This window comes from Aureitalea marina, from assembly GCF_002943755.1.
Classification (GTDB): domain Bacteria; phylum Bacteroidota; class Bacteroidia; order Flavobacteriales; family Flavobacteriaceae; genus Aureitalea; species Aureitalea marina.
The window spans coordinates 652,501-677,991 of sequence record NZ_MQUB01000001.1 but is presented as its reverse complement, the minus strand read 5'-3'; the positions used below and the strand labels follow the sequence as shown (position 1 = coordinate 677,991).

The 25,491-nt window shown below is 46.2% G+C and carries 22 protein-coding genes (1 of these 22 only partly in view); 14 read left to right on the top strand and 8 right to left on the bottom strand.

Translation table 11 applies throughout. The features are described 5' to 3' along the window. Positions 1 to 129: 129 nt before the first annotated feature. Genes dnaA through BST85_RS03175 form a run of 4 tightly spaced genes read left to right on the top strand, consistent with a single transcriptional unit; the run spans position 130 to position 4,194 of the window. Positions 130 to 1,557 (top strand): chromosomal replication initiator protein DnaA, encoded by a 1,428-nt coding sequence (gene dnaA / locus BST85_RS03190; RefSeq protein WP_104811937.1) that lies wholly within the window; start codon positions 130 to 132, stop codon positions 1,555 to 1,557. 37 nt (positions 1,558 to 1,594) lie between these two features. Continuing rightward, positions 1,595 to 2,047, top strand: coding sequence for a low molecular weight protein-tyrosine-phosphatase (locus BST85_RS03185; protein ID WP_104811936.1), 453 nt, complete (start codon positions 1,595 to 1,597; stop codon positions 2,045 to 2,047). A gap of 50 nt (positions 2,048 to 2,097) precedes the next feature. Continuing rightward, the gene (locus BST85_RS03180; protein WP_104811935.1) at positions 2,098 to 3,477 is read left to right on the top strand and encodes a PQQ-dependent sugar dehydrogenase; all 1,380 of its coding nucleotides are present in this window, start codon (positions 2,098 to 2,100) and stop codon (positions 3,475 to 3,477) included. Continuing rightward, on the top strand, positions 3,478 to 4,194 hold the full coding sequence (locus BST85_RS03175) for an SAM-dependent methyltransferase (RefSeq protein ID WP_104811934.1): 717 nt from the start codon (positions 3,478 to 3,480) through the stop codon (positions 4,192 to 4,194). A 2-nt stretch (positions 4,195 to 4,196) separates the two neighbouring features. On the opposite strand, the gene BST85_RS03170 is transcribed toward BST85_RS03175, so the two are convergent. The 4 genes from BST85_RS03170 to dapF form a co-directional block, all read right to left on the bottom strand. Then, the gene (locus BST85_RS03170) at positions 4,197 to 4,847 is read right to left on the bottom strand and encodes a peptidoglycan-binding protein LysM (protein WP_104813881.1); all 651 of its coding nucleotides are present in this window, start codon (positions 4,845 to 4,847) and stop codon (positions 4,197 to 4,199) included. Positions 4,848 to 5,072: 225 nt separating this feature from the next. Beyond that, on the bottom strand, positions 5,073 to 6,116 hold the full coding sequence (gene mltG, locus BST85_RS03165) for an endolytic transglycosylase MltG (protein ID WP_104811933.1): 1,044 nt from the start codon (positions 6,114 to 6,116) through the stop codon (positions 5,073 to 5,075). After that, on the bottom strand, positions 6,106 to 6,639 hold the full coding sequence (locus BST85_RS03160; protein ID WP_104811932.1) for a GNAT family N-acetyltransferase: 534 nt from the start codon (positions 6,637 to 6,639) through the stop codon (positions 6,106 to 6,108). Before BST85_RS03160 ends, mltG begins: the two co-directional genes overlap by 11 nt. Continuing rightward, complete coding sequence (gene dapF, locus BST85_RS03155) at positions 6,632 to 7,411, bottom strand: diaminopimelate epimerase (RefSeq protein WP_104811931.1); 780 nt, start codon at positions 7,409 to 7,411, stop codon at positions 6,632 to 6,634. Before dapF ends, BST85_RS03160 begins: the two co-directional genes overlap by 8 nt. 127 nt (positions 7,412 to 7,538) lie before the next feature. On the opposite strand from dapF, the gene BST85_RS03150 reads away from it, so the two are divergent. Together BST85_RS03150 and BST85_RS03145 are read left to right on the top strand one after the other, a co-directional pair. Beyond that, complete coding sequence (locus BST85_RS03150; protein ID WP_104811930.1) at positions 7,539 to 8,933, top strand: trypsin-like peptidase domain-containing protein; 1,395 nt, start codon at positions 7,539 to 7,541, stop codon at positions 8,931 to 8,933. 165 nt (positions 8,934 to 9,098) lie between these two features. Beyond that, positions 9,099 to 10,547 (top strand): glyceraldehyde-3-phosphate dehydrogenase, encoded by a 1,449-nt coding sequence (locus BST85_RS03145; RefSeq protein ID WP_104811929.1) that lies wholly within the window; start codon positions 9,099 to 9,101, stop codon positions 10,545 to 10,547. 59 nt (positions 10,548 to 10,606) lie between these two features. Here the strand turns inward: BST85_RS03145 and BST85_RS03140 are convergent, their stop codons facing one another. Beyond that, positions 10,607 to 12,025 (bottom strand): Gfo/Idh/MocA family protein, encoded by a 1,419-nt coding sequence (locus tag BST85_RS03140; protein WP_104811928.1) that lies wholly within the window; start codon positions 12,023 to 12,025, stop codon positions 10,607 to 10,609. Positions 12,026 to 12,123: 98 nt separating this feature from the next. Between BST85_RS03140 and BST85_RS03135 the strand changes: the two genes are divergently transcribed. The 7 genes from BST85_RS03135 (at position 12,124) to BST85_RS03105 (ending at position 20,753) form a co-directional block, all read left to right on the top strand. Beyond that, complete coding sequence (locus tag BST85_RS03135; RefSeq protein WP_104811927.1) at positions 12,124 to 12,570, top strand: GNAT family N-acetyltransferase; 447 nt, start codon at positions 12,124 to 12,126, stop codon at positions 12,568 to 12,570. 36 nt (positions 12,571 to 12,606) lie between these two features. After that, positions 12,607 to 13,284, top strand: a complete 678-nt coding sequence (gene trmD, locus BST85_RS03130; RefSeq protein ID WP_104811926.1) for a tRNA (guanosine(37)-N1)-methyltransferase TrmD — start codon at positions 12,607 to 12,609, stop codon at positions 13,282 to 13,284. Between the two features lie 154 nt (positions 13,285 to 13,438). Continuing rightward, positions 13,439 to 13,789 (top strand): 50S ribosomal protein L19, encoded by a 351-nt coding sequence (rplS, locus tag BST85_RS03125; RefSeq protein WP_104811925.1) that lies wholly within the window; start codon positions 13,439 to 13,441, stop codon positions 13,787 to 13,789. Positions 13,790 to 14,374: 585 nt separating this feature from the next. Then, a complete protein-coding gene (locus tag BST85_RS03120; RefSeq protein ID WP_104811924.1) occupies positions 14,375 to 16,600 on the top strand; it encodes an NADP-dependent isocitrate dehydrogenase in 2,226 nt (741 codons plus the stop codon). A 77-nt stretch (positions 16,601 to 16,677) separates the two neighbouring features. Continuing rightward, positions 16,678 to 19,041 (top strand): TonB-dependent receptor, encoded by a 2,364-nt coding sequence (locus BST85_RS03115; RefSeq protein WP_104813880.1) that lies wholly within the window; start codon positions 16,678 to 16,680, stop codon positions 19,039 to 19,041. 1 nt (position 19,042) lies between these two features. Then, positions 19,043 to 19,894 (top strand): DUF4249 domain-containing protein, encoded by an 852-nt coding sequence (locus BST85_RS03110; protein WP_104811923.1) that lies wholly within the window; start codon positions 19,043 to 19,045, stop codon positions 19,892 to 19,894. Further along, positions 19,887 to 20,753, top strand: coding sequence for a DUF4249 family protein (locus tag BST85_RS03105; RefSeq protein WP_104811922.1), 867 nt, complete (start codon positions 19,887 to 19,889; stop codon positions 20,751 to 20,753). The genes BST85_RS03110 and BST85_RS03105 overlap by 8 nt, the downstream gene beginning before the upstream one ends. On the opposite strand, the gene BST85_RS03100 is transcribed toward BST85_RS03105, so the two are convergent. From BST85_RS03100 to BST85_RS03090, 3 genes are read right to left on the bottom strand one after another with little or no spacing between them, the layout of a single operon-like run. Next, positions 20,739 to 21,869 carry a glycerate kinase gene (locus BST85_RS03100; protein WP_104811921.1) on the bottom strand — a complete coding sequence of 377 codons (1,131 nt, stop codon included), beginning with the start codon at positions 21,867 to 21,869 and terminating at the stop codon, positions 20,739 to 20,741. The genes BST85_RS03105 and BST85_RS03100 overlap by 15 nt on opposite strands. Beyond that, positions 21,870 to 23,516: a sodium:solute symporter family transporter gene (locus BST85_RS03095; RefSeq protein WP_104811920.1), complete on the bottom strand. Its 1,647-nt coding sequence runs from the start codon at positions 23,514 to 23,516 to the stop codon at positions 21,870 to 21,872. Positions 23,517 to 23,523: 7 nt separating this feature from the next. Next, positions 23,524 to 24,840, bottom strand: coding sequence for an MGH1-like glycoside hydrolase domain-containing protein (locus BST85_RS03090; RefSeq protein WP_104811919.1), 1,317 nt, complete (start codon positions 24,838 to 24,840; stop codon positions 23,524 to 23,526). Positions 24,841 to 24,898: 58 nt separating this feature from the next. Between BST85_RS03090 and murQ the strand changes: the two genes are divergently transcribed. Next, positions 24,899 to 25,491, top strand: the 5' portion of a protein-coding gene (gene murQ, locus BST85_RS03085; RefSeq protein ID WP_104811918.1) for an N-acetylmuramic acid 6-phosphate etherase. It continues 226 nt past the right edge of the window; the window shows 593 of its 819 coding nt (coding positions 1–593); the start codon lies at positions 24,899 to 24,901; the stop codon falls past the right edge of the window.

The window sequence follows — 25,491 nt, the reverse complement described above, 5'->3', positions numbered from 1 at the left end:
AATAGCCGTTCCATTTTTTTTTTCATTTTTTTGTTCACATATTTGCATTGTTAAGATATTGTTAGCGAGACCTCCGAATTGGCATTCTTAACCGCGCAAATAACTAACTTAAACTTCCTCGAATACTCAATGGCGAAAACTGCGGAATCGGTTTGGAATAATTGTCTGTCTTTTATAGAGGATAATATCACTTCTCAGGCATATAAGACCTGGTTCGAACCCATCAAAGCAGTTAAGCTGACCGATAATGCCCTTAGCATTCAGGTTCCGAGTAAATTCTTCTACGAATGGTTGGAGGAGCACTACGTTAATTTGCTAAAAGTTGCCCTGACCAAGGAATTGGGACCAACAGCCAAGCTAGTCTACATCATTAAGATGGAGAACACCTATGGCAATCGTCAACCCTACACAGAAAAGATACCCAGTGCGAACAGATCACAGGTAAAGTCACAGGAAGTAGATGTTCCTGTAAAGCACAAGAGCCCGGAACTAAAGAATCCATTTGTGATCCCTGGTATCCGTAATGTGAAGATAGAGTCGCAGCTGAACCCCAGTTACAATTTTGAGAATTTCCTGGAAGGTGAATCCAACAGGCTTGCGCGTTCTGCGGGATTAGCCGTGGCGAACAAGCCAGGTGGAACTTCATTTAACCCCTTGCTGATCTTTGGAGGTGTTGGACTAGGGAAAACTCATCTCGCTCACGCAATCGGAGTTGAGATCAAAGACAAATACCCGGACAAGACCGTCTTATATATCTCCGCTGAAAAGTTTACTCAACAATATATTGAGTCGGTCAAGAAGAACAACCGGAACGATTTCATACACTTCTACCAGATCATAGACGTGTTGATCGTGGATGATATCCAACTGCTATCCGGTAAAGCCGGTACTCAGGACGTGTTCTTCCATATTTTCAACCATTTACATCAAAATGGCAAGCAGGTGATCCTGACCTCGGACAAGGCTCCTGTGGATATGATCGACATCGAGCAACGACTGCTTTCGCGCTTCAAGTGGGGGCTTTCCGCAGAATTGAACCATCCGGACTACGATACCCGTGTGGCCATAATCAAGAACAAGCTATACCGGGATGGTGTAGAAATGCCAGAAGATATCGTCGAGTTCCTAGCCAACAACATCAAGACGAATATACGAGAGTTGGAAGGCGCCATCATATCACTGATTGCTCATTCTTCCTTTAATAAACGAGAGATCACCATCGATCTGGCCAAGAAGATTGTAGACAATTATGTGAAGCACACCAAACGTGAGGTTTCCATCGATTACATCCAAAAGGTTGTGAGCGAATACTTCCAGATGGATGTAGAAACCTTGCAGTCCAAAACAAGGAAGCGTCACATCGTTCAGGCTCGCCAACTGGCCATGTTCTTTGCTAAGAAATTCACCAAGGCCTCTCTGGCCTCCATTGGGTCCCAGATTGGACAAAGGGATCATGCCACCGTACTTCATGCCTGCAAAACGGTAGACAACCTCTCCAGTACGGATAAGCAATTCCGCAAATATGTGGAAGACCTCAACAAGAAATTAACGCTATAACTAATTCCGGCTTCGGCCGGATTTTTTAATTTTAGACATGAAAATTAAAGTACTGATGGTCTGCCTGGGCAATATCTGTCGCTCACCCTTGGCTGAAGGGATATTAAGGTCTAAGATCGATTCCAGCCAGGTTCTGGTCGACTCTGCCGGAACTGGTGGGTGGCATGCCGGCGAGCTCCCTGATTCCCGTAGTGTGGCCGTTGCTAGAAAAAATGGACTGGATATTACGGATCAGCGAGCAAGAAAATTCAGAGTGGAGGATCTGGATCTGTTTGACCGGATCTATGTCATGGACAATTCCAATTATCGGGATGTATTGCAGCTGGCCAAGACTGAGCAGCAGAGGCAAAAGGTACAGCTGATACTGAACTTGGTGTTCCCGGGTGAGAATGTAGACGTACCAGATCCATATTATGGTGGCAATCAAGGCTTTGATCAGGTATACGCCATGTTGGATGAAGCCTGTGATATTATAGCCACCGAAATCTGATCTTTGATTATTACGAAAATACGTACCTTACTATACTTAAATACTTAGCTATGAAATACTTATTACTTCTAGGAATGATGTTCAGTACTTGTTTGCTCTCTGCACAACAGGTGGAAATTGACATCGATTTATTTGCCGATGGGTTCAGTCAACCGGTCGACATGAAGCACGTAGGAGACGATCGATTGTTTGTAGTCGAAAAGACCGGACAGATCAAGATCCTAAACAGCAATGGAACTACCAATGGAACTCCATTTCTCGATTTGAGTGGAGATGTTTCCAATGGCGGAGAGCAGGGTTTATTGAGCGTGGCCTTTCATCCTGATTATGATAAAAATGGGTTCTTCTTTGTCAATTATACTAAACTGGACGGTGACACCCGCGTCTCTCGTTTCAAGGTCAGTGACGGAGATCCTAACGTGGCAGACCCTGCCTCAGAGCTGATTATTATCGAATACGATCAACCTTTTGCAAATCACAACGGAGGATGTATACAGTTTGGGCCTGATGGATATCTATACATAGCCTCCGGTGACGGAGGAAGCGGTGGAGATCCCGGGAACCGTGCTCAAAACACCAGTTTGGTCCTTGGAAAATTGCTTAGACTGGATGTCGATAATCCAGATGGTGGCAATAACTACGGAATTCCTAACGACAATCCGTTTGCTGGCAGTGATACGGACGCCCAGGAGATCTGGGCCTATGGTCTGCGAAACCCTTGGAAATTTGCTTTTGATGTAACAGCAGGCGATCTGTGGATAGCCGATGTTGGTCAAAATGCCGTTGAAGAGGTAAACAAAGTAGATTGGACCTTGGCTGGTCTCAATTACGGATGGCGTTGTTATGAGGGAAGTGAGGAATTTAACACCGGAGGGTGTCCTGACCCATCTGAACTGACCTTCCCCATAACAGAATACGAACACTCAGGTGGGACTTCAAATTCAATTGTCGGTGGTTATGTTTATCGCGGTACTGATAATCCCGACCTACAAGGCTTCTATTTCTACGCCGACACCTATCGCAATTTCATCGGAGTTGTAGACCCTAACGAGGATAACGAGATCTATACAGGTTTTAGTGGCACTTGGGTTTCCTTTGGAGAAGACAGTGAGGGAGAACTATATATTATCAGTATAGGAGGAGACATCTACAAGCTAACGGCGCAAGTACTCGGGATTAATGACCCAAATCAAGGAACAATTGCCGTCTATCCCAATCCAACGATGAACCTATTAACTGTTCGTGCGGACAACGACTCTATTGAGCAGATCGAGCTTATGGATGTCAACGGTCGCTTGATCAGAACACTAAATGGTAATTCCTCAGATCAGGTACAATTGCAGTTAGCCGATCTTACCGCGGGAGTCTATTTCATTCGGGCCTTTTTGGGATCAGGACAGCAGATCTCACAACAGATCGTCCGACGATAAATGGCAGAAGACAAGGGAAATTTGTATCTGATCCCCAATACACTGGGGGAAACCCCTCCCCTGGAGGTTTTACCGCTGCTGGTCAAGAAAGCAGTGGAAGAGATCGACCATTATATCGCTGAACACGAGAAGGCAGCGCGGAAGTTCATCAAACTGATCGTTCCGCGTAAGTCTCAGGGAGACTTGCAATTCAGTCAGATCAATAAATTTACCGATCCTGCAGATATCCCTGCTATGTTAGAACCATGCAGACAGGGTTTGGATGTTGGAATTATCAGTGATGCGGGCTGTCCGGCCATAGCTGATCCTGGTGCTTTAGTGGTGCGGGAAGCTCATAGAGAAGGAATTCGTGTAGTCCCCTTGGTAGGCCCGTCTTCTATCCTAATGGCACTCATGGCTAGTGGCATGAATGGTCAGTCCTTTGCCTTTAATGGCTATTTACCCATCGATAAACAAGAACGAAAACAGCGATTGAAACAGCTGGAGCGGTTATCCGTAGAGACAGGACAGTCTCAAGCCTTCATCGAGACACCTTATCGGAATAACCAGTTGATGGAAGCCATGCTCCGCAGTTTATCACCTCAAACAGATCTTTGTGTGGCTGCAGACATCAGCCTGCCTACTGAATATATCCTGACACAAACCATAGAAGAATGGAAAAAAACAAGGGTGGATCTCAACAAGAGACCCACCCTTTTTGTCTTACACCGCCACTAGGCTTAGATTATAGTCGCCTTCGCGTGTCTGTCCGGTACCACGAACGAAGTGTCGTAACCGGAAAATTTCTTTAGGTAATAGCCGATGGTCGTTCCAAAGGCGTCGGCAAAGGCTTGTTCCCCGCCGCTTCTGAGGTATTTCTTGACGTTACCTGCCCCGGCCAGGTGAGCTGCAGCTAGTATTCCGGATTCCGTAACACGGACTCCATTAATCACTCTACCCTCGAAGCGTGCGATATCACGTCTGAGTATCCATTTATTTCTGGAAAGATTGGCAGCAAAGGCCTCTTCCTGTAATTTGCTATCTACAAGAAACTGGGCGGTATCGTGTATACCGATCAGCGCAAGGGTTGATGGCCCAAACTGATACTTACCCAAATAACCAAAACGGTTAATTACAGAATAGTCTCCTCGCGATTCTTTAAAGCCAAGGGCCTCTTTAAATCCGAGATAGGTCTTACCCAGTAGCAGATCGTAGGTCAGATTCTCTTGATCCGTCAGCGCGATCTCCTCCTGGTTAGGTACGTAATAACAAATGTCCTGCTCGCCGGTCTGGTAATGGGAAAGATCCACCTTTTCTGGTGTCTCGAAACCACTGACCACCCACCAAAGAAGCAGGCCTATTCCACTGATTAACAAGATATTTTTTCTCATCATTTGGTCCATTTTTTCAGGTGCTTTACCACCTTAAAATTGGGAGCGCAAAGGTACGAATTATTTTACAAAATTGATATGCCCTTCGTTAAAATGTGTTAAATCCCTGAACGAAAACGTTTTCATTTACAAATCAGGTGATTAGGCTTAACCTAAACGGACAATAATTGGGTATATTTTGGGGTGATTCGGGGAATTCGCTCAGTATTCTCTTACAGAATAGCCTTAGCGATTAATACCTTGCTTGTTAATCCATCGGATGTAGGCTGCCCGGTTGCGATTGTGTTCGGATATGCTGCTAGCAAACTTATGGTATCCCAAGTTCTCGGTATTGACTACCATATAAAGATACGTATGTTTTTCGGCATTGAGGACAGCATCAATACTCGAAATATCGGGCATGGTGATGGGACCTGGTGGAACACCTGCATTCTTGTAGGTGTTGTATGGGGATTCGATCTCCAAATCCTTGTAAAGCACTCTTTTGATCACCTGATCAAAATCATTCTCTTCCTTCTTTTTAGCATAGATTACGGTCGGGTCAGCTTGCAGCAACATACCGATCCGCATTCTGTTCAGGTATAAGCCAGCTACCCGGGGACGTTCATCGACCTGACTGGTTTCCTTTTGCACAATCGAGGCCAAAACACTGACTTCCCAGGGCTGAAGTCCCAAGTCTGATGCCTTCGCTCTTCTATCTTCATTCCAAAAAGCCTTAAAGGCATCACTCATCCTACTACAAAACGCCTCGGCTGTTTCGTTCCAATACACCTCGTAGGTATTGGGAATGTACATGGCCAGGGCATTCTCCGGGTTAAAGCCGGCCTGCTTGAGGAAAACACTGTCCGTCATGGCCTGGAATAGAGCTATACTATCGGTTTCCATTTGCTGGGATAGGGTACCAGCCAAATTCTGTAATCGCTCCTGATTATTGAATTTCACCGTTATAGGCACATTCCCGATCCTTATGGCATTGACGAGTTCATTGTTGTTCATTCCCTTGCTGATCAGAAAATGTCCCGCTTTCACATTTTGATCGTACTTCTTGCGCTTGGCAACCAAGGCAAAAGAGTTTATATCCTTCAATAGGGGCTCCAGCTCCTGAATTACCTGCTCAAAACTGGCACCTGTGGGGATGTACACATGTGCTTCCTCATTTTGAAAAGCCGTATTTGGACTGAACACATGGTTGTAGACGTAATAGGCAAAGCCTCCCATCCCAATCAACCCAAGTATGGCTATAGCCCATAATATCTTTTTAATGTACATTCCTGATCAATTGATAAAATAATTCGTCCTGATAGCCATCAGATCGCAGTAACCAGTCCTGGCGGGTTCCGGTCCTGACAAATCCATTCTTTTCGAATAATACCTGGCTACCCGCATTATCTGCTCCTATACAGGCATAAACCTGATGCATATCCAGGTGATCAAAGCAATATTGTGACAGAAGCTGTATGGCTTCTCCAGCATAACCTTTTCGCCTCTCCTCTTTTTCAAATATCACGATACCCAAGCCTGCTCGCTTGTGCCTGGGATCAAAATCATACAGATCGATCAATCCAACCGCAAAGTTATCGTCAACACGCTCAATAACCAGACGTAACTGCTTAACCTCATATATGTCGCGATGTGCATTGTCCAAATACTGTTTGAGTACAAACTTAGAATATGGATTGATGGTCCCGCTGACTTCCCAAATGGACTGGTCATTCTCCACCTGGTACAACAATTGCAGATCATCGGGCTCCAGGGCTCTAAGCAATATTTTATTCCCAGTCATATTATGCATGCCAATCTCCTTTGAACACGAACTGGGCAGGACCGATTAGCCAAATATCGCGATAGATGCCATTATCGAATTGGAATTGGACAGCGAGATCTCCTCCCGGAGTAACAATTGATACTGTTTCTGCCTCTTCCGTCTTGCCTTGATGATGCATGGCAAGTGCTACAGCCGTAACACCTGTACCACAGGATAGTGTTTCGCCTTCTACTCCCCTTTCATAGGTTCGAACCCGAAATTCATTGGCACTCTGGGGTTGAACGAAGTTTATGTTAGCTCCTTCGGTCCCATAGCACTCGTTTCTTAGTTGTCGCCCTTCGGATTGCACATCTACCTGCTCCACCTCATCTTTCAATAAAACCAAATGAGGAGAACCTGTATCCAGGAATACACCGCCATATTCTTCCCTAAGCTGGCTGACGTCGTTCATTTTTAAGCGGACGATTCGTTCTTCTACGCTCGCCATGTGAACACCATCTATCGCTTCAAATGAGGCCTCGTCACGAATCAAGCCCATATGCCGGGCAAAGCTAACCAGACAGCGTCCACCATTACCGCACATGGAACTCAGATGGCCGTCGGAATTGTAATATACCATCCTAAAGTCCAGGTTGGGATGGTCCTCCAATAAAATAAGTCCGTCTGCCCCTACACCAAAACGTCGATCGCAAATGCGCGCAATACCCTGATGGTCATCTTTAGGGAAGTGTTGAAGACGATTGTCCACTATGATAAAGTCGTTTCCGGTTCCCTGGTATTTATAAAAGGTAAAACTCACGGTTCAAAGGTAAAAAATCCCAACTCTAGTGGCGTGCAATTTAAGTTGTTAAATGCCCGTTAATTATGAAATTTGTTAACAGAACGCTCGTCTTATTAAGTGTAATTTTAGGTAAAATAGAACTGAAATGAAATACAATCTTCGCCTTTTGACCATAGCCCTGGTAGCCGGAGCAGTTACCTTGGGCGGATATAAGCTATTCTTCGAACAGCAGCCGATACAGGTTGTTTCCCAACCAAGCTCTATTGGTACAGTGCTGACTTCGAATAAAGCACTGGCCGCTGTTGAAGCAGGCATAGACTTTACAGAGGCTGCAGAGAAGACGGTCAATGCAGTAGTACACGTAACCAATACCAGTATTCGCCGTCAGTCCGGGAGTTTGAGGGATTTGATCTTTGGAGGTGGAGAACCTCGGGCGATGGTGGGTACCGGTAGCGGGGTGATCATCTCTCCGGACGGCTACATCATTACCAATAACCACGTAATTGATCAAGCGGCTACACTGGAGGTTACTTTGAACGACAATCGTTCATTCGAAGCAACGCTGATCGGGACGGATCCCAATACTGATATCGCCTTGATCAAGATCGATTCCGAGCAGAAGCTACCGTTCATCCCTTTCGACGACTCCAACAATTTGAAGGTTGGAGAATGGGTATTGGCCGTAGGGAACCCGTTTAACCTGACCTCAACGGTCACGGCTGGAATTGTAAGTGCGAAGGCCAGAGACCTGAACCAGTTTGATGGCAATCCGCAGTCCTTTATCCAGACTGATGCTGCAGTTAACAGAGGTAACAGTGGGGGCGCTCTGGTGAACACCCGTGGCGAACTGGTTGGTATCAATACGGCCATTCAATCAGAAACAGGTTCATTTATAGGATATTCGTTTGCCGTGCCTTCCAATGTGGCTAGGAAGGTGATCGAAGACATTATGGAATATGGGGATGTCCAACGAGGAATCCTTGGAATTACAGGCGGAAGCCTCAATTCCAGAGTTGCAGAGGAATATGGACTGTCAGAGACCGAAGGTGTATACATCAGTGGTGTGGAACAAGGCAGTGGCGCAGAGCGCAGCGGTCTGAAACCAGGAGATATCATTAAAGATATAGATGGGGTTAAAATCGGAAAGTTTGCTGATCTAAGTGGCTACCTGGGAGGAAAACGTCCCAACGATGTGGTAGACGTGACCGTACTTCGTAACGGTAATTCCAGAATCGTTCCTGTAACCTTGATCAAATTAGAGACCTATCAGATCGACTACCTGGATCTGGAGGTCAAGAACATCTCCCGGGAAGAACTAGACGACAGAGGGGTTGAGAACGGTGTAAAGGTGATCCGAACGCTGTCTAATAAAATGGCCCGTTACGATCTTGAGGGAATCATAATCACCGCGCTTAACGACTATTCCGTAGAGGACATTAACGATGTTAAACGCATTATGAGCCGCCGAGATTACGACGATCCGATCAAAGTTAATTTCGTTGACCAGGACGGAAAAAGTGGGTCAGTGATCTTTAGATAAATCCAGTTGATATTACGAATTTTCTTCTTTTTAAACCCCGTAGTTGGACCGAACTACGGGGTTTAAAATTTGAAGCAAGAAGCTTTACGAAAACGTTTGAAATAACTACTTTTGCACAAAATTTCAAAAGCGGCTATATCCGCCTGATGACATAACCTAAATTCCATGAGCTTCGAAGACGTTTACGAAAAAGAACTTTCCTTTCAGACCGATCGCCGAAAGGCATCTGTCGAATTCATCAAGATCGTTAGCGATCTGTGGTACGATCGTTCCATTGAACTGGTATTGTTTCGCAATCAATTGATCGATCGCAATGTAAGTGAGATCCTGAACCTGCATGAATATGCCGGGGAATTTGTTCAAAAACCCATTTCAATTTTTGATTCTGTTGAGATCGCCCAGGCAATCAAAACCTTGAACATTCCCGCTGCCAAACTGGATATCGGGAAACTGACCTACGAATATCACCTGGAGGACAACGGACATCAAGACGCTATCAGCTTTGTGAGCAACAAACTGAAAGATGCACCAGACCAGAATGGGATCAGCCCCAAGGACGTTGTACTTTATGGTTTTGGTCGAATTGGCCGCCTATTGGCCCGCGAACTAATGACCCGCACCGGACAAGGCAATCAAATGCGGCTTCGAGCGATAGTTACCCGCGGAGCGGTAGATCAAACCGTACTGGAAAAAAGAGCCTCCCTGCTGCAGTTCGATTCTGTTCATGGGGATTTCCCAGGAACCGTACAGGTGGACGTTGAGAATAGTGCCTTGATCATCAACGGAACCACCGTTCACATCATCTCGGCCAATGCCCCTGAAGATATCGACTATACTACCTATGGTATCGAGGATGCCTTGGTCATAGACAACACTGGTGCGTTCAGAGATAAAGAGGCCCTGAGCAGACACCTGCAATCCAAAGGAGCATCCAAAGTATTGCTTACGGCGCCTGGTAAAGGAGTTCCAAACATTGTACACGGGGTAAACCATACAGATTACGATCCGGAGAAAGTGGATATTTTCTCGGCAGCATCTTGTACCACCAACGCAATTACTCCTGTACTCAAAGCGGTGGAAGATAGCCTTGGTGTTGCACACGGACACCTGGAGACTATCCATGCCTACACCAACGATCAGAACCTGGTGGATAATATGCACAAGAAATACCGTCGAGGTCGTGCAGCTGCCCTAAATATGGTGATCACTGAGACAGGGGCCGGGAAAGCTGTTTCCAAGGCTCTACCGTCTTTTGAGGGTAAACTGACCTCTAACGCCATTCGCGTTCCCGTTCCCAACGGATCATTGGCCATACTAAACCTATCGCTGGAAAAAGTCACTTCCAAGGACGGTGTCAATGCCATATTAAAGAAATATGCCCTGGAGGGTAATCTAGTGGAGCAGATCAAGTATTCCTTGAGCAATGAACTTGTTTCCTCTGATATCGTAGGGTCTCCTGCCCCGTCCATTTATGATAGCAATGCTACTATAGTCACGGAAGACGGCAAGAACGCAGTACTATATGTTTGGTATGACAACGAGTATGGATATAGCCATCAGGTAATACGGCTGGCCAAATACATCTCTAAGGTAAGACGATATACGTATTATTAGAGAAGTGTGAAGCGAAATTTTAGACAAAGAAAAAGGCCCGATTACGGGCCTTTTTAATTTTATTTGACTTCCCAACCTGGTCGATAACTTCGCTTAACCCAGTTATTGGCATAGTCGTAATTGGTGACTCTCATGTTGTCACCATCCCATTTGATTGTTCTTCTACCAGGATACTCATAGGGCGCCCAGTCCCCCACTTTTTTTCCTTCTTTCAGCGTCTTATACTGGAAGGCTTTGATAGCCAAGTTGCCCATCAATACAGCTTCAGTAAGCGGCCCTCCATATGAGAAAGGTGAAGATGTAGACTTGGAACTGTCCAGACAGGCTTCTACCCATTCACCCGCATGAGAGGCCTTGACACGAGCAATAGTTTCGGCAGGAGGCTTAAAATCCTTCATTCGCTCGGCCGGCAACAAACGTGGATTACCGGAGTAGGTATCCGTGATCATTATCCCTTCCGATCCATGGAAGATACTTCCACCTCCACTTCCTCCTGGTTCTTCCCCATCCGGAAGCTCTGGAGGTAGATCCGGCATAATACCACCGTCGTACCAATTCAGGGAAACATCACCGTGAACAGGCGAATCGAACTTGAGCCGCACGATAGAAGATGGTGGACAAGCCTCGGAATAATCGGCTTCTACAAAATCACCAGACCAGATCGTTGTGCAACTGGCCTCAGCTTCATAAGGAAAGCCCAGTCCTAGTGTTTTAAATGGTGTTTCCATGATATGGCATCCCATATCACCCATGGCACCAGTCCCGAAGTCCCAGAATCCCCTCCATTTAAATGGTAAGTAATTCGCATTATATCCTCTGGCTGCAGCAGGTCCTAACCAAAGATCCCAATCCAAGGTGTCCGGAACAGGCTGACTCTCGGTTATATGTTTAAACCCCTGAGGCCATACCGGGCGGTTGGTCCAGCAGTCTACCCGATGTACCTTCCCGATCACTCCCGCATTGATCCATTCCTGGGCCTGACGAATTCCATCACTGGAAGCTCCCTGGTTACCCATTTGCGTAATTATACCTTCTTGGGCAGCAACCTTGGCCATCAATCGTGCCTCGTGAATGTTGTGTGTAAGTGGCTTTTCGACATATGCGTGTTTCTTAGCACGCATAAAAGGAAGCGATATCACGGCGTGTGTATGGTCCGGAGTACCAACGGTAAAGGCATCGATCTCGGACAGATGATTGTCATAAACCTTCCTGAAGTCCCTATACTGTTTGGCATTGGGATGCGCCTTGTAACTTCCGGCAGCCATTTTATCGTCTACATCGCACAAGGCCACGAATTTCACCTTGCCGGTAGCTGCCATTTCACGGACTATGCCCCCTCCTCGGCCTCCTACTCCTATGGCAGCCAAATAGAGCGTATCGCTGGGTGGAATGTGATGTTTTCCCAGCACATAACTAGGAACGATAGAAAAGGCCACTGACGCAGCCGCAGATTGCTTGATAAAGGTTCTTCGTTTCATTTAAGGTTGGTGTTTAATCCCTTTAAAGATATAAAAACAGACGTCTTCTAGGCCGTCTGATTTCGGGCGATTTAAACTAAATTTGTGCAAACGTTCAAATGCAAATCATATCGGCCACATTATCAGACCTGGAAGATCTCACACAACTCTTTGACGGGTACCGGAAATTCTATAAACAGTCCTCCGACATAGAGGCCGCCCGGGAGTTTTTAAAGGAGCGGCTGAATCACCATCAATCTCGCTGTTTGATCTGTAAGGACGAAAATGGAATAGCCATGGGATTTACCCAATTGTATCCTACTTTTTCCTCGGTCAGCATGCAGCACAATTGGATACTAAACGATCTGTTTGTGCATCCCGATCATCGGTCCAAGGGAGTGGGTAAAGCACTCTTACTTGCGGCACAACGGTTTGCCCGGGAAGATGGAGCCAAGGGACTGGTCCTTGAAACCGCGACAGATAATCCGGCCCAACATCTATATGAAGCACTGGGTTGGAAAAAAGACACCGAAGTTTTTCATTATACATGGAAGGTCGAGAACTGATGTAATACCGTATTTTTGAACGCTAGTTCTAAACTCATGAGAATTGATATCATAACCGTGCTGCCCGAGTTAATGGCCAGTCCGTTCTCAGGCTCCATAATGAAGCGTGCTGTAGATAAAGGCCTTGTTGAAGTCCATTTTCACAACCTAAGGGATTACAGCTCGAACAACTATAAACAGGTAGATGATTACCAGTTTGGTGGTGGAGCAGGAATGGTACTGATGATAGAACCCATCGACAAATGCATCTCTCAATTAAAAGAGCAACGCAGTTATGATGAAGTGATCTATATGACCCCTGATGGTAAATGCTTGGATCAGTCCATGGCCAATGAGCTTTCCCTTAAAGGCAACCTGATCATTCTGTGTGGTCATTATAAAGGAGTAGATCAACGCGTTCGGGATCATTTTGTCACTAAGGAGATTTCCATAGGTGACTACGTGCTGAGCGGTGGCGAATTAGGTGCTGCTGTCTTATGCGACGCAGTGATCAGATTGATTCCCGGGGTATTGTCAAATGAAACCTCTGCATTGACTGACTCTTTCCAGGACGATATGCTAGCACCTCCCATATATACCCGTCCTGCAGAATACAAAGGTTGGAAGGTGCCGGATATATTACTCAGCGGAAACACCCCTAAGATAGAGGCTTGGCGAGAGCAAGAGGCCCTGAGGAATACCGAAGAAAAACGACCGGATCTATTGGACGAATAAGGTCGAATCAGAGCAAATAAAACACGAAAAACACTTGCGAAACAGTTAAAATGCTGTATTTTTGCACCCGCCTAAAGCAACAAAGGCAGATTCAACTCAACCTCTGGCGAAAATCGTGGATGTTGCTTTGAACGTAACTATAAGTTAATCAGACATGGAAGAGTTAATTAAATTTGTCCAAGACGAATTTGTAACCAGAAATGAGTTTCCAGAATTCTCTGCCGGTGACAATATCACAGTTTACTACGAGATCAAGGAAGGGAACAAAACAAGGACTCAGTTCTTCAGAGGAACTGTGATCCAGGTGAAAGGAACAGGTTCAAGCCAAACCTTTACCATCCGAAAAATGTCAGGAACAGTTGGTGTGGAAAGAATTTTCCCACTGAATATGCCAGCACTTCAGAAGATCGAAGTGAACAAACGTGGTAGTGTTCGACGAAAAAGAATTTATTATTTCCGAGGACTTACCGGAAAGAAAGCTCGAATCAAAGAGAAAAGGAGCTAAAAACATCTATCAAGTGTTTAAAAAAGCGGACCAAATACGGTTCGCTTTTTTTATTTACAATTGTTAATAAGTGACGTTAAAAACATGTTACTATTTAAACCTCCAAATTTCTTGCATTTTTCAGTTGTTGTTCTACATTTACAATATCGAATCGGTGAAACACCCGATGAGATTTAAAAGAATGTTCTTTTACAAACTTGTTCTGATTGCCTGAGAAGAAGACTATTTCGCGATAGGGACTTCGAGATCAGATCGAGTCGAGAGGCGGAGGCCTCAGACACAGGTCGGCTTCGGTCGGCAAGTCTGAAGAAGAAGCCACTCATTTGAAACGAATCACAGCTGCAAGGGTTTAATAAACTTGCTTGAAATCGTAAAGATTAGTTGGTAACGATTTGTTTCACAAGAAGCCATGTCGGTGCAGTAATGTAAGGACATGGCTTTTCTTGTTTATACAAACACCGTTTTTTACCGGTCCCCGGTTTTATAAGCCTCTTCAAATCCTTATATTTGCTCCGCTTTGACGGAAACCCCCTGGAGCTTCTCTCCTTTTTCCTCAGCTGCATTCAACCTTAATTACAGACCACCATGTCGAAATCTCCGAAAATCATCTATACGATCACGGACGAAGCGCCTGCTTTAGCCACCCGATCATTTTTGCCGATCATACAGGCTTTTACCGCCACCTCTGGAGTGGATGTAGAAACCAGAGACATTTCCCTGTCGGGACGTATACTGGCCAACTTCCCGCAATGGCTTAAAGAGGATCAGCAAATTGGGGACGCCCTAGCCGAATTAGGTGAACTGGCTAAGACCCCAGAGGCAAACATCATCAAACTCCCCAATATCAGTGCTTCTGTTCCACAACTGAACGCCGCCATTGCAGAACTTCAGGACAAAGGCTTTGCACTTCCGGATTATCCCGAAGAACCGCAGAACGAAGAAGAGAAAAAGATCAAGGCCATCTACGATAAGATCAAGGGAAGTGCTGTGAACCCTGTTCTAAGAGAGGGTAACAGTGATCGACGTGCACCGAAGGCCGTGAAGAACTACGCCAAGAAGAATCCACATAGCATGGGTAAATGGAGCAGTGACTCCAGAACCCATGTCTCTACCATGGAGAGCGGAGATTTTCGCAACAACGAACAATCGGTGACGATTGCATCAGATGGACAATTGCAGATTGTGCACCAGGACCATGCTGGAAACCGCACCGTCCTAAAACAGTCTGTACCCGTTCTTGCAGGAGAGATCGTGGACTCCACCTATATGAGTAAGAAAGCACTTGTCGAGTTCCTGGACACTCAGGTTACCGATGCCAGGGAGCGAGGTATCTTGTTCTCTTTGCACATGAAAGCAACCATGATGAAGGTTAGTGACCCGATCATTTTCGGTCACGGTGTTCGGGCTTATTACAAATCCATGCTGAATGAATTCCAGGCAGATTTTGAGGCAATTGGTGTGGACCTCAACAATGGTTTTGGAGATCTTGAAAGTAAACTGGACGAACTGCCGAATGAGAAGCAAGGTGCCATTCGATCAAAGATCCAAGAATGTTATGATCACGGTCCTGATCTGGCCATGGTCAACAGTGACAAAGGAATCACCAACCTACATGTGCCTAGCGATGTGATCATCGATGCTTCTATGCCTGCCATGATCAGAAATTCCGGGCAGATGTGGGACAAGAACGGTGATGTCCAAGATACCAAAGCCGTGATCCCAGATAGCAGCTATGCCGGGCTCTATCAGGCAACCATCGATTTCTGCAAGGCCAACGGGGCCTTCGATCCGACCACCATGGGTACTGTTCCCAATGTCGGTTTAATGGCGCAGAAAGCCGAGGAATACGGCTCTCATGACAAAACATTCGAGATCGGTACTGAAGGAGTTGTACAAGTTGTCGATCAGAGTGGTAATACCCTGATGGAGCATAGGGTGGAAGCAGGAGATATCTGGAGAATGTGCCAGGTGAAGGATGCACCTATCAAGGATTGGGTGAAGCTTGCAGTTAGCCGTGCCCGACTATCTGAAACCCCGGCCGTTTTTTGGCTGGATAAGGATCGCGCCCACGATGCCCAATTGATCCAAAAAGTAACTGCATACTTGAAAGACCATGATACGGATGGTTTAGAAATTCATATTATGTCTCCGGTAGAAGCGACAAACTTCACCCTGGAGCGCGTAAAAGCTGGCAAGGATACCATATCGGTTACCGGAAATGTCCTAAGGGATTATTTGACCGACCTCTTCCCTATCCTGGAATTGGGAACCAGTGCCAAAATGCTCTCCATCGTTCCACTGATGAATGGAGGAGGGTTATTTGAGACTGGTGCTGGCGGATCTGCTCCTAAACATGTTCAGCAGTTTGTAGGTGAAGGTCACTTGCGATGGGATTCCCTTGGAGAATTCCTAGCCTTGGCTGTGAGCCTGGAGCATTTGTCCAGGGCTTACAACAACCAGGGAGCCGGTCTGCTGGGTTCTACTCTGGACGATGCGACAGAAAAATTACTAGAAAATAGAAAAAGTCCTTCCAGGAAGGTCAATGAATTGGACAACCGTGGAAGCCATTTCTATCTGGCACTGTATTGGGCAGAGGCCATGGCCAAACAGCAAGAAGACTCAGCCCTCAGTGACCGATTTAAGAAGTTACACGAAGAACTTCATGCTAATGAAAGCAACATCGTCAATGAATTGAATGATGCCCAAGGTTATGCTGTAGACATCGGTGGTTATTATCGTCCTGATGACGGGAAAGCCGATCCAGCCATGCGACCGAGCCAGACCTTGAATGGCATCCTCGCTAACTTTTAACTGAAAATACTGTTAAAAAGATCCTCCAAATCGGAGGATCTTTTTTTGTGTGATTATCTTCGAAGAAATAATTGCTCTTGAAACTAACTAACCTGCTGATCTTCCTGTTCGTTGTATCGGGAATTGCTCAGAGTCGCTATACACTAAGCGGCACCGTCACAGAAGCCGCTTCCGGGGAGACACTCATCGGGGTCAACGTCTTGATCCCAGAACTCAGTACAGGAACGGCCTCCAACGAATACGGATTTTATTCCATCACCCTACCGGAAGGCACCTACGAAGTGGTTTATACCAGTTTGGGGTTTGGGGAGATCCGTCAAACCATAAATCTTAAGGAGAATATCGTCCAGGACATCGCGCTCTCTGAAGATTTGGAACAATTGGATGAAGTATTGATCGAGGCCGATGTGGAGCAACTCAGTATCCGGTCTCCACAGATGAGTGTTGCCACACTGAAGGCAGAGACCATCAAACAGATCCCTGTGGTCTTGGGTGAGGCCGATGTAGTGAAATCCATTTTGTTACTCCCGGGGGTTACCAGTGCTGGAGAAGCTTCCTCAGGTTTCAATGTCCGAGGAGGAGCTGCCGATCAGAACCTCATCTTATTGGACGAGGCCACCATTTTTAACAGTTCCCACCTCTTTGGGTTCTTCTCGGTATTCAATCCCGACGCTATCAAGGATGTCAAGTTATTCAAAGGAGGAATCCCTGCGCGCTATGGTGGTCGGGTGTCATCTGTCCTGGATATTTATCAGAAAGAAGGTAATAGCAAAGAATTTCATATGAACGGTGGTATTGGTGCTGTAGCCAGCCGCTTGCTGGCAGAAGGCCCAATTATAAAGGATAAGGCTGCCTTTTTGGTAGGAGGTAGAGCCTCCTACGCCCACTTGTTCTTGCCCCTTTTTGACCTGGATAATAGCGCTTACTTCTATGATCTGAACACCAAGGTAAATTTCAGGCTCAACGAACGAAATAGTATATTCCTTTCCGGTTATTTTGGAAGAGATGTCTTTGAAATAAGCGACAACTTTGAGAACACCTATGGTAACGCTTTAGTTAATTTCCGCTGGAACCACATATTCTCTGAGAAGTTGTTTTCCAATCTATCTCTTATCTATTCGGATTATTTCTATGGTCTGGAACTGGATTTTGTCGGGTTTGAATGGGACTCTGGAATTCAGAATTTCAATTTGAAGTACGACCTGAAACACTACCTCAGCGACAAGCTTCAGGTCAATTACGGAATCAATAATATTTACTACCAGTTCAATCCTGGAAGGATCATTCCGAACAGCCCAGAATCCGGGATCGTAGAAGAGCAACTGACCAAGAAATACGCCAACGAATTTGCGGCATACGTTGACGTTAGCCACAACATATCCAGTAATTTCAGCTTACAGTACGGACTGCGTCTGAGTCATTTTACCCGTTTGGGACAGGACGAACTGAAGCTATACGAGAACGATCAACCTGTGGTCTTTGACCCACTGTTGCTGATATATGAAGGAGCAGAACCCATAGGTGTAAGGGAGTCCAGCAGAGGAGAAAGCCTGGCGTCCTTTACCAACCTGGAACCTCGGATAGCGGCCTCCTACGTCTTTAACGATGTAAGCTCTGTCAAGGCCAGTTATATCCGTATGGCACAATATCTACACCTACTGTCCAATACCAGTTCCCCTACCCCTTTGGATGTCTGGACACCGAGTGGACCATACGTGGAACCCCAATTGTTGGATCAGTATGCGCTGGGGTATTTCAGAAATATCAATGGCGGAGAATACACCCTGGAAACCGAGATCTACTATAAGGACATCCAGAACAGGATAGATTATATCGACGGAGCCAACCTGATTGCCAACAACGATATAGAACAAGTTATCCTCAATGGAGAGGCCAGAGCCTATGGTTTTGAGATCCTTTTTAGGAAGAACAGAGGGAAGTTGCAGGGATGGGTTGCCTATACCCTTTCGAAATCCGAACAACGTACCCCGGGAAGGACACCGGATGAAATAGGGATCAACAATGGGGAATGGTACAATACACCCTTTGACAAGACCCATGATATCGCTATTTACGGGAATTACATCCTTAACGACAAATGGAGTTTCAACACCAATTTCATTTTTCAAACCGGTCAGCCAACTAACTACCCGATAGGGCAATTTGTTATTCAAGGAATAGTTGTGCCATATTATGGTCTGAGGAACCAGGAGCGCCTGCCCAACTATCACCGCATGGATGTTTCGGCAGTCTACACACCATCGAAGAATAAAGACCGTAAATTCCAGTCTCAATGGGTGTTCAGCATATACAACCTGTACAACAGAATGAATGCAGCTTCCATCAACTTCCGGCAGAATCAGGATACCGGAGTTAACGAAGCCGTCCGAACCTCAATCTTCGGCATCGTCCCATCGGTAACCTATAACTTCAAATTTTAGGATGAAAAGATGGTTAATATACGGGCTACTGACAGTAGGATTGATTTCCTGCCAGGATGTGATCGAAGTAGATACACCTACAGAGGACCCACGCCTGATCGTAGACGCATTAATACGGGTGGACACCACTGAGGCTTTTACCTTTGTAGAGGTAAAGGTCAGTGAGACACGCTCCTTCTTTGAAACGGTCCCTCCCGCAGGCTTGCAGCAAATCACCCTTACTGGATTGGATGGTGGTTTTGGTGAGATTTTAATAGAGGAAGTTCCTGGATCCGGGATTTATTCGAAATTAGTCTCAACCCAGGGGTTGATCGGAGAAGAGATATTCCTGCAGATCGATTTTGAGGACGAATTCTATGTCGCTTACGCGGAGTTTCAGCCCACCGCGCCATTCGACTCGGTGGTACAGGGTCCTGGCGGGCTCTTTGATGAGGATGATATAGAGGTCATGGTGACCTACACTGATGATGGGGATCGGGACGACTGGTATCTCTTTGATTTTGACCTGGCCGAATTCCTCACCAGTAGGGACCAATTCTACCAGGGACAGCAGTTCTCCTTTTCGTATTTTTATAACCAGGAAATTGAACCGGGTACGGAGGTGGAAATTTCGATCATGGGAGTGGACGATCGCTTTCATGACTACATGAGTAAGGTGATCGAACAGAGTTCCCAGAACTTTGGATTCTTTGAGACGCCTTCACTAACGGTAAGGGGAAACCTGATCAATGCCACAGAGATCGATAACATCGAAAATTTTGACAATACCAATACCACCGGCAATTTTGCTCTGGGATATTTTGCGATCGTGCAAGAATACACCACTACTCTAACCATAGAAGCCAATGAATAACCGAACTTTTATAAAACTTGGAATAGGTGTTATCGGATTGCTGATAGGATTTTCGTCCTGCCAGGATGTGGTAGAGGTCGATACACCTTCAGAGGATCCCCGCCTGGTGGTGGATGCCCTGATACGAGTAGACACCAGCCAGCAATTCACCAATTTTGTGGTCAAGGTCAGCCAGACCAATTCCTTCTTCGAACCCGTCCCTCCGGCGGGTTTACAGCAGATATCATTCACCAATCTGGAAAATGGTGAGGGAGATGTGCTTGTCGAACTGGAAGAAGGAAGCGGTATCTATCAGAATCCGGAGCCTTTTCTAACCGAGAATTTGATAAATGGAGAGATCATTCTGCAGATCGACTTTGAAGATAGTTTCTATGTAGCTTATGCGGAGTTTCAGCCAACAGTTCCCTTTGACGAGGTGGAGCAAGGGCCTGGAGGTCTTTTTGATGAGGACGATTTTGAGGTTGTAGTTACCTTTACCGATAACGGGGACAGGGACGACTGGTATCTCTTTGATTTTGACCTCACCGAATTCCTGGCCAGTCGGGATCAGTTTTACCAGGGACAACAGTTTTCATTCTCCTATTTCTACGACGCGGAAATCGAACCCGGCGCTGAGGTTGAGATCTCCATCATGGGTGTGGACGAACGTTTCCATGACTATATGAATAAGGTAATTGAACAGAGCGCCCAGAATTTTGGATTCTTTGAAACACCGTCTTTAACCGTAAGGGGAAACCTGATCAATGCTACTGATATAGATAATGACGGGATATTTGACAATACCGCAAACACGAACAACTTTGCACTTGGTTACTTTGCTATCGTCCAAGAATTTAAAGAAACGCTAGTTATCGAGTAATTGCTCAATAAGCAACTTTGTTTGCTGCCGGATCAAATCAGCCGCGTGATGATAACTGTATCTAGGGTCCGGATTTAATTCTGAGATGGACAATGCGGCATTCAGGCCAAGTTGTTCCCAATCCAGGTCTTCCTGTATCATTCCGCAGATTGCTCCCACGGGAACTTCGTATTCGCCAGAAACCTTTGCTACTCCAGCTATTAATTTGCCATAGGCAGTTTGAGTGTCCATCTTCCCTTCTCCTGTGATCACCGCGTCGATCTCACCACTGCTCAATAGATTGGAAAATCCCGTCAATTCCAACAAAAACGGGCTTCCCTGAACGGAATCTGCCTTAAACAGACTCATCAATCCGAAGGCAGTACCACCCGCTGCTCCCGAGCCCGGAATATCCCGAACTTCTTTTTCGGAAAGCTCTTCGAAAAGGGTCGCAAGATGGGCAATACCTTTTTCAATCGGGTCGATCAACTCTGGGGTCACCCCCTTCTGTGGTCCGTATACACGGGTAGCGCCCTCGGGTCCAAGCAGGGGATTATCTACGTCGTTGATAACTGTCCAATTGAGCTTTTCAAGTGAAGTTTGTGGACTTTTAATGTGGTGAACTTGCTTTAGCGATAAAAGACCTGGTTTTAGTTCTTCTCCTTCCTCGTTAAAGAGCCGATACCCCAACGCCCGGGCAATACCTTGTCCCAGATCGTTAGTGGCACTTCCCCCCAGACCGATTATAATATTCTCCACACCTTGCTTCAGGGCATGGGCGATCTCTAAACCTGTGCCGTAAGTGGATGCATTTACAACATCAAGACGATTTGGATTCAAGGACGCCAGACCAGATGCCGACGCCAGCTCAAAATAGGCCGTCCTCTCCACCTGGTTCACTAGATAGGTTCCTGTGATGGATTGACCCATAGCGTTCACAGTTGGAACAGAGATACGCCTCAACTCCGGTCTGTACCGCTGTATGGCATCCAAAAATCCATCTCCTCCATCCGATATGTAGAATGGGTGACAGCTAGCCATCGGATCGTAGTCCCTCACTCCAGATATTATTGCTTCCCCAACCTCTTCGGCGGTCAAGCAGCCCTTGTACTTATCCGGCACTACAGCTATATGCATCTAACCAAAGATCTGAGGAATGAAATAACTAACGATCAGGATCAACACAAAAAAGGCCGCGAGTATATATACTTCCTTGGAAAAGATATCAGAGCGCTTAACCTCGAAGGGCCTGGTTCCTCCGTTTTTTATAGGGACAGCCGGAGTCAGCCAGGAAACCACATACGCAATCACAAGGGATATAAGCACCCCAGTAAAATTGAGCCAGATCCAGAATATCTCTATTCCTAGATCGAAGCCGAAAATGCCTTGAATCGTTCCGGAAAACATCAGGTTGATCAAAACAGCTGTGATGATCCCAGCATTCATACCAATGTGATTGACCCGCTTGGAGAAGATGGCCAGGATAAAGGTTACAAGCACCGGACCATAGAACACTGAGCCTATAGCGTTGATGATCTCGATCACGGTATTTTTATTGCCCCCGAAAAGAAATGAGAAAGCAATACAGACCACTCCCCAAAAGACCACGGCATATTTGGACAATCGCATATAGGCTGCACCTTCTAATTTTTTCTTCCCCCGGTTAAAAAAGTCCTCTACACTGACCGCAGATAAGGAGTTTACCGTAGAGCTGAGTGAGGACATGGCCGCAGACATAATGGCCACCATCAACAGGCCAATAAAGCCATGAGGCAGGTAGCGGATAATAAACACCGGGATCATCAGATCGGCCTTAAAGCCGGTCGATGCATATTCCTGTGGAAAGTGTTTTTGAGTGGTCGAGGCTATGTCCGCCAAAAACTCGGGTGACAAGCTGACCAAAGCCCCAATTATAAGACCCATGGTACAGTAGATCAGCACTACAGGGAATCGGAGAAGTCCGTTGGCCAGCAGCAATTGTCTGATCGTCTTTTCATTCTTGGCCGAAAGCATACGTTGTGCCTGGGTCTGATCACAGCCGTAATAAGAAACATATAAGAAGAAACCACCGATGAGCATGGGCCAGAATCCATATTCCTGGTCCGGTCCTATTCCCAGATTCATATCGATGACCTGCAGTCGCTCCGGGTCAAATCCGTTAGCCAAACCTCCGGCATCCTGTACCAATTGCCAGCCATAGACCAAGCAGACCAAAAGGCCGCCAAATAGTAGGATCATCTGTATGGCATCTCCCCAAACCACAGCCTTCATGCCACCTTGCCAGGAATAGATAATAGTGATCACAGATATGATCAGTATGGTATAGATATAATCCACATCCAGAACTGCCTGTAATATTATCGCAATGGTATACACCATAACTCCGGTACCCAGAGCGCGGGAGATCTGGAAGACCACGCTGAGTACCAAGCGTGTACTCGCAGAGAACCGTTTCTCTACAAATTCATAAATACTCACTACCCCAGATCGGAAGAGTGGTGGGATAATAAACAACATGATACAGATCATAGCCAGAGGAACAGCAAATTCGAAACTGAGCCACTTCATACCTCCACCCATTTTGAGCCCTACAAATGCCGGCGCCGAAATAAAACTGATAGCCGAAAGCTGAGTAGCCATGGTAGAAAGACTAAGAGGAAACCAGCCCAGGCTACGACCTCCTAGGAAATAATCTTTGGAGTCTTTATTGTCCTTAAAAAAGTATCCCATCCCGAGGAAGAATACAATGTAAATTCCGACGATGGCGTAATCGATCCAGTTCATATAGGTCTTATTGGTTTAATAGGTCGAGCCCCAGAGCTGCACTCCAGGAAAAATTATTCCCTCCGTATCCAGCTTTGAGTCCTTCATTCATCTCACGAGAGGGTTCAAAATATTCAAAGCAACCGTACTTGGTCAAGAGATCAAGCGTATCCTTCTTGATTTGTTCGGCTTCGGTATTTAACTGGTAATTCCGCAGTCCTTTGTAAATGATCCAGTTCAGATTGATCCAAACCGGACCTCTCCAATACCGCGAAGATTCGAACCATTCGCTTAGCGGGTCAAAAGAGGCACACAGAAAATTTTCCTGATCCTTTCCACCAAATCGCCCCCCGCACAGATGACCGATCATTTCGTCCGCCTGACTTGCAGAAGGTATTTGGGCCATTAAAGGAGCAAAGCTGGAAGAGGACAAATACGGTAGCTTCCGTTCTCCTCTCAGATCGTAATAGACATACCCCTTCAAGTCCGGATCGTATAACTTGTCATTCATCCCTTGTACTGCCAACTCGGTCCAGGCCCTTAACTGTTCGACCTGTTGGTCCCTCCCCAAGAGCTCTCCCAACCAGATCAGGGAACGATTGGACGCGATCAACATGCTGTTGAACAAGGGATCCTGGATCAGAAATGGGCATTGTTCGGCAATGAGATCATCCTGGTAATTCCAGGATTTAAACAATTCCACCAGATGAATGTAATAGCGGTATTCGGCATCTGAAGGCCTGTGAGAGGCATCGATCAGCTTAGTATCCTTTCTGTTCAGTTGATACTCCGGTACGCTAAATGTATCCCAGATCAAGTCCCAAACGGGAGTATTATCCGTCCCGGCTTCCCAGTTATGACAGATATAAACCAATCCTTCCATATTCGGGTCCCTGTTCTCATAGAAATATTGGTGATTGGCAAAGACCTGGTCGTATATGGAGTCTATAAAGAATAACAACTCCTGGGAGTTGCCAGAGATCCGGAACATATCCTGCAGAACAAATCCGGTAACCGGGGGCTGAGTGATCCCTGAGGTAGGAATCTCTGGCGCGTGCTCGCTGAGATCTGCCCGATATACCTCAGGTCCGGGATAATAACTATCCGATGGGTTATGAAAAACAATATGAGGAATAAACCCATTGGACCACTGCCCTTTAAGCAGAGCCAGTATCTCCTGCTTAGCTCTATCCATATCGAGATGTGCCCATCCCAGTGCTATAAACCCGGAATCCCAAAACCACTGAAAAGGATACAATCCCTGGCAGGGAATCGTAAATCCGTCCTGCCAATTGTCGTTGAGTACTGCGGTAAAGTGATTGCGAAGTTGGTCGGTAGAATACATAGTTCGCTTAAAGATACAGTTAATCGGAAATTATCCATAAAGTGTCGTAATTTTGACCATGGCCTTCAAAAAAACCACAGAAGAAGATTCGCTTTATCAAGACCTGGAAAAAATGCCAATTTCCGAGTTATTGGCCAATATCAATCGTGAGGATCAGACGGTGGCGGAATCGGTACATGCCGTTCTGCCCCAGATCGAGCAATTGGCGAGGGCTATTTCCGACAAGATCAATGCCGGAGGGAGACTATTCTATCTTGGAGCAGGAACTAGCGGTAGACTGGGAATTGTAGACGCAAGTGAATGCCCACCCACCTTTGGCGTCCCTCACAATTTGGTGATCGGTCTTATTGCCGGAGGTGACAGTGCGATCAGGAAGGCCGTAGAATTCGCCGAAGATTCCAAGGAACAAGGCTGGAACGACCTCCAGTCTCATGAAGTGAGTCCAAGGGATGTGGTCGTGGGTATTGCTGCTTCCGGGACTACGCCATACGTGGTGGGTGCACTGAAAAAATGTAATGAAATGGGCATTATTACCGGAGGAATTACCTGTAATGCCGGCAGTCCCTTAGCGCAAGTAGCCAAATTTCCTATTGAGGCAGTGGTGGGACCTGAATTCGTTACCGGTAGCTCCAGGATGAAAGCCGGCACCGC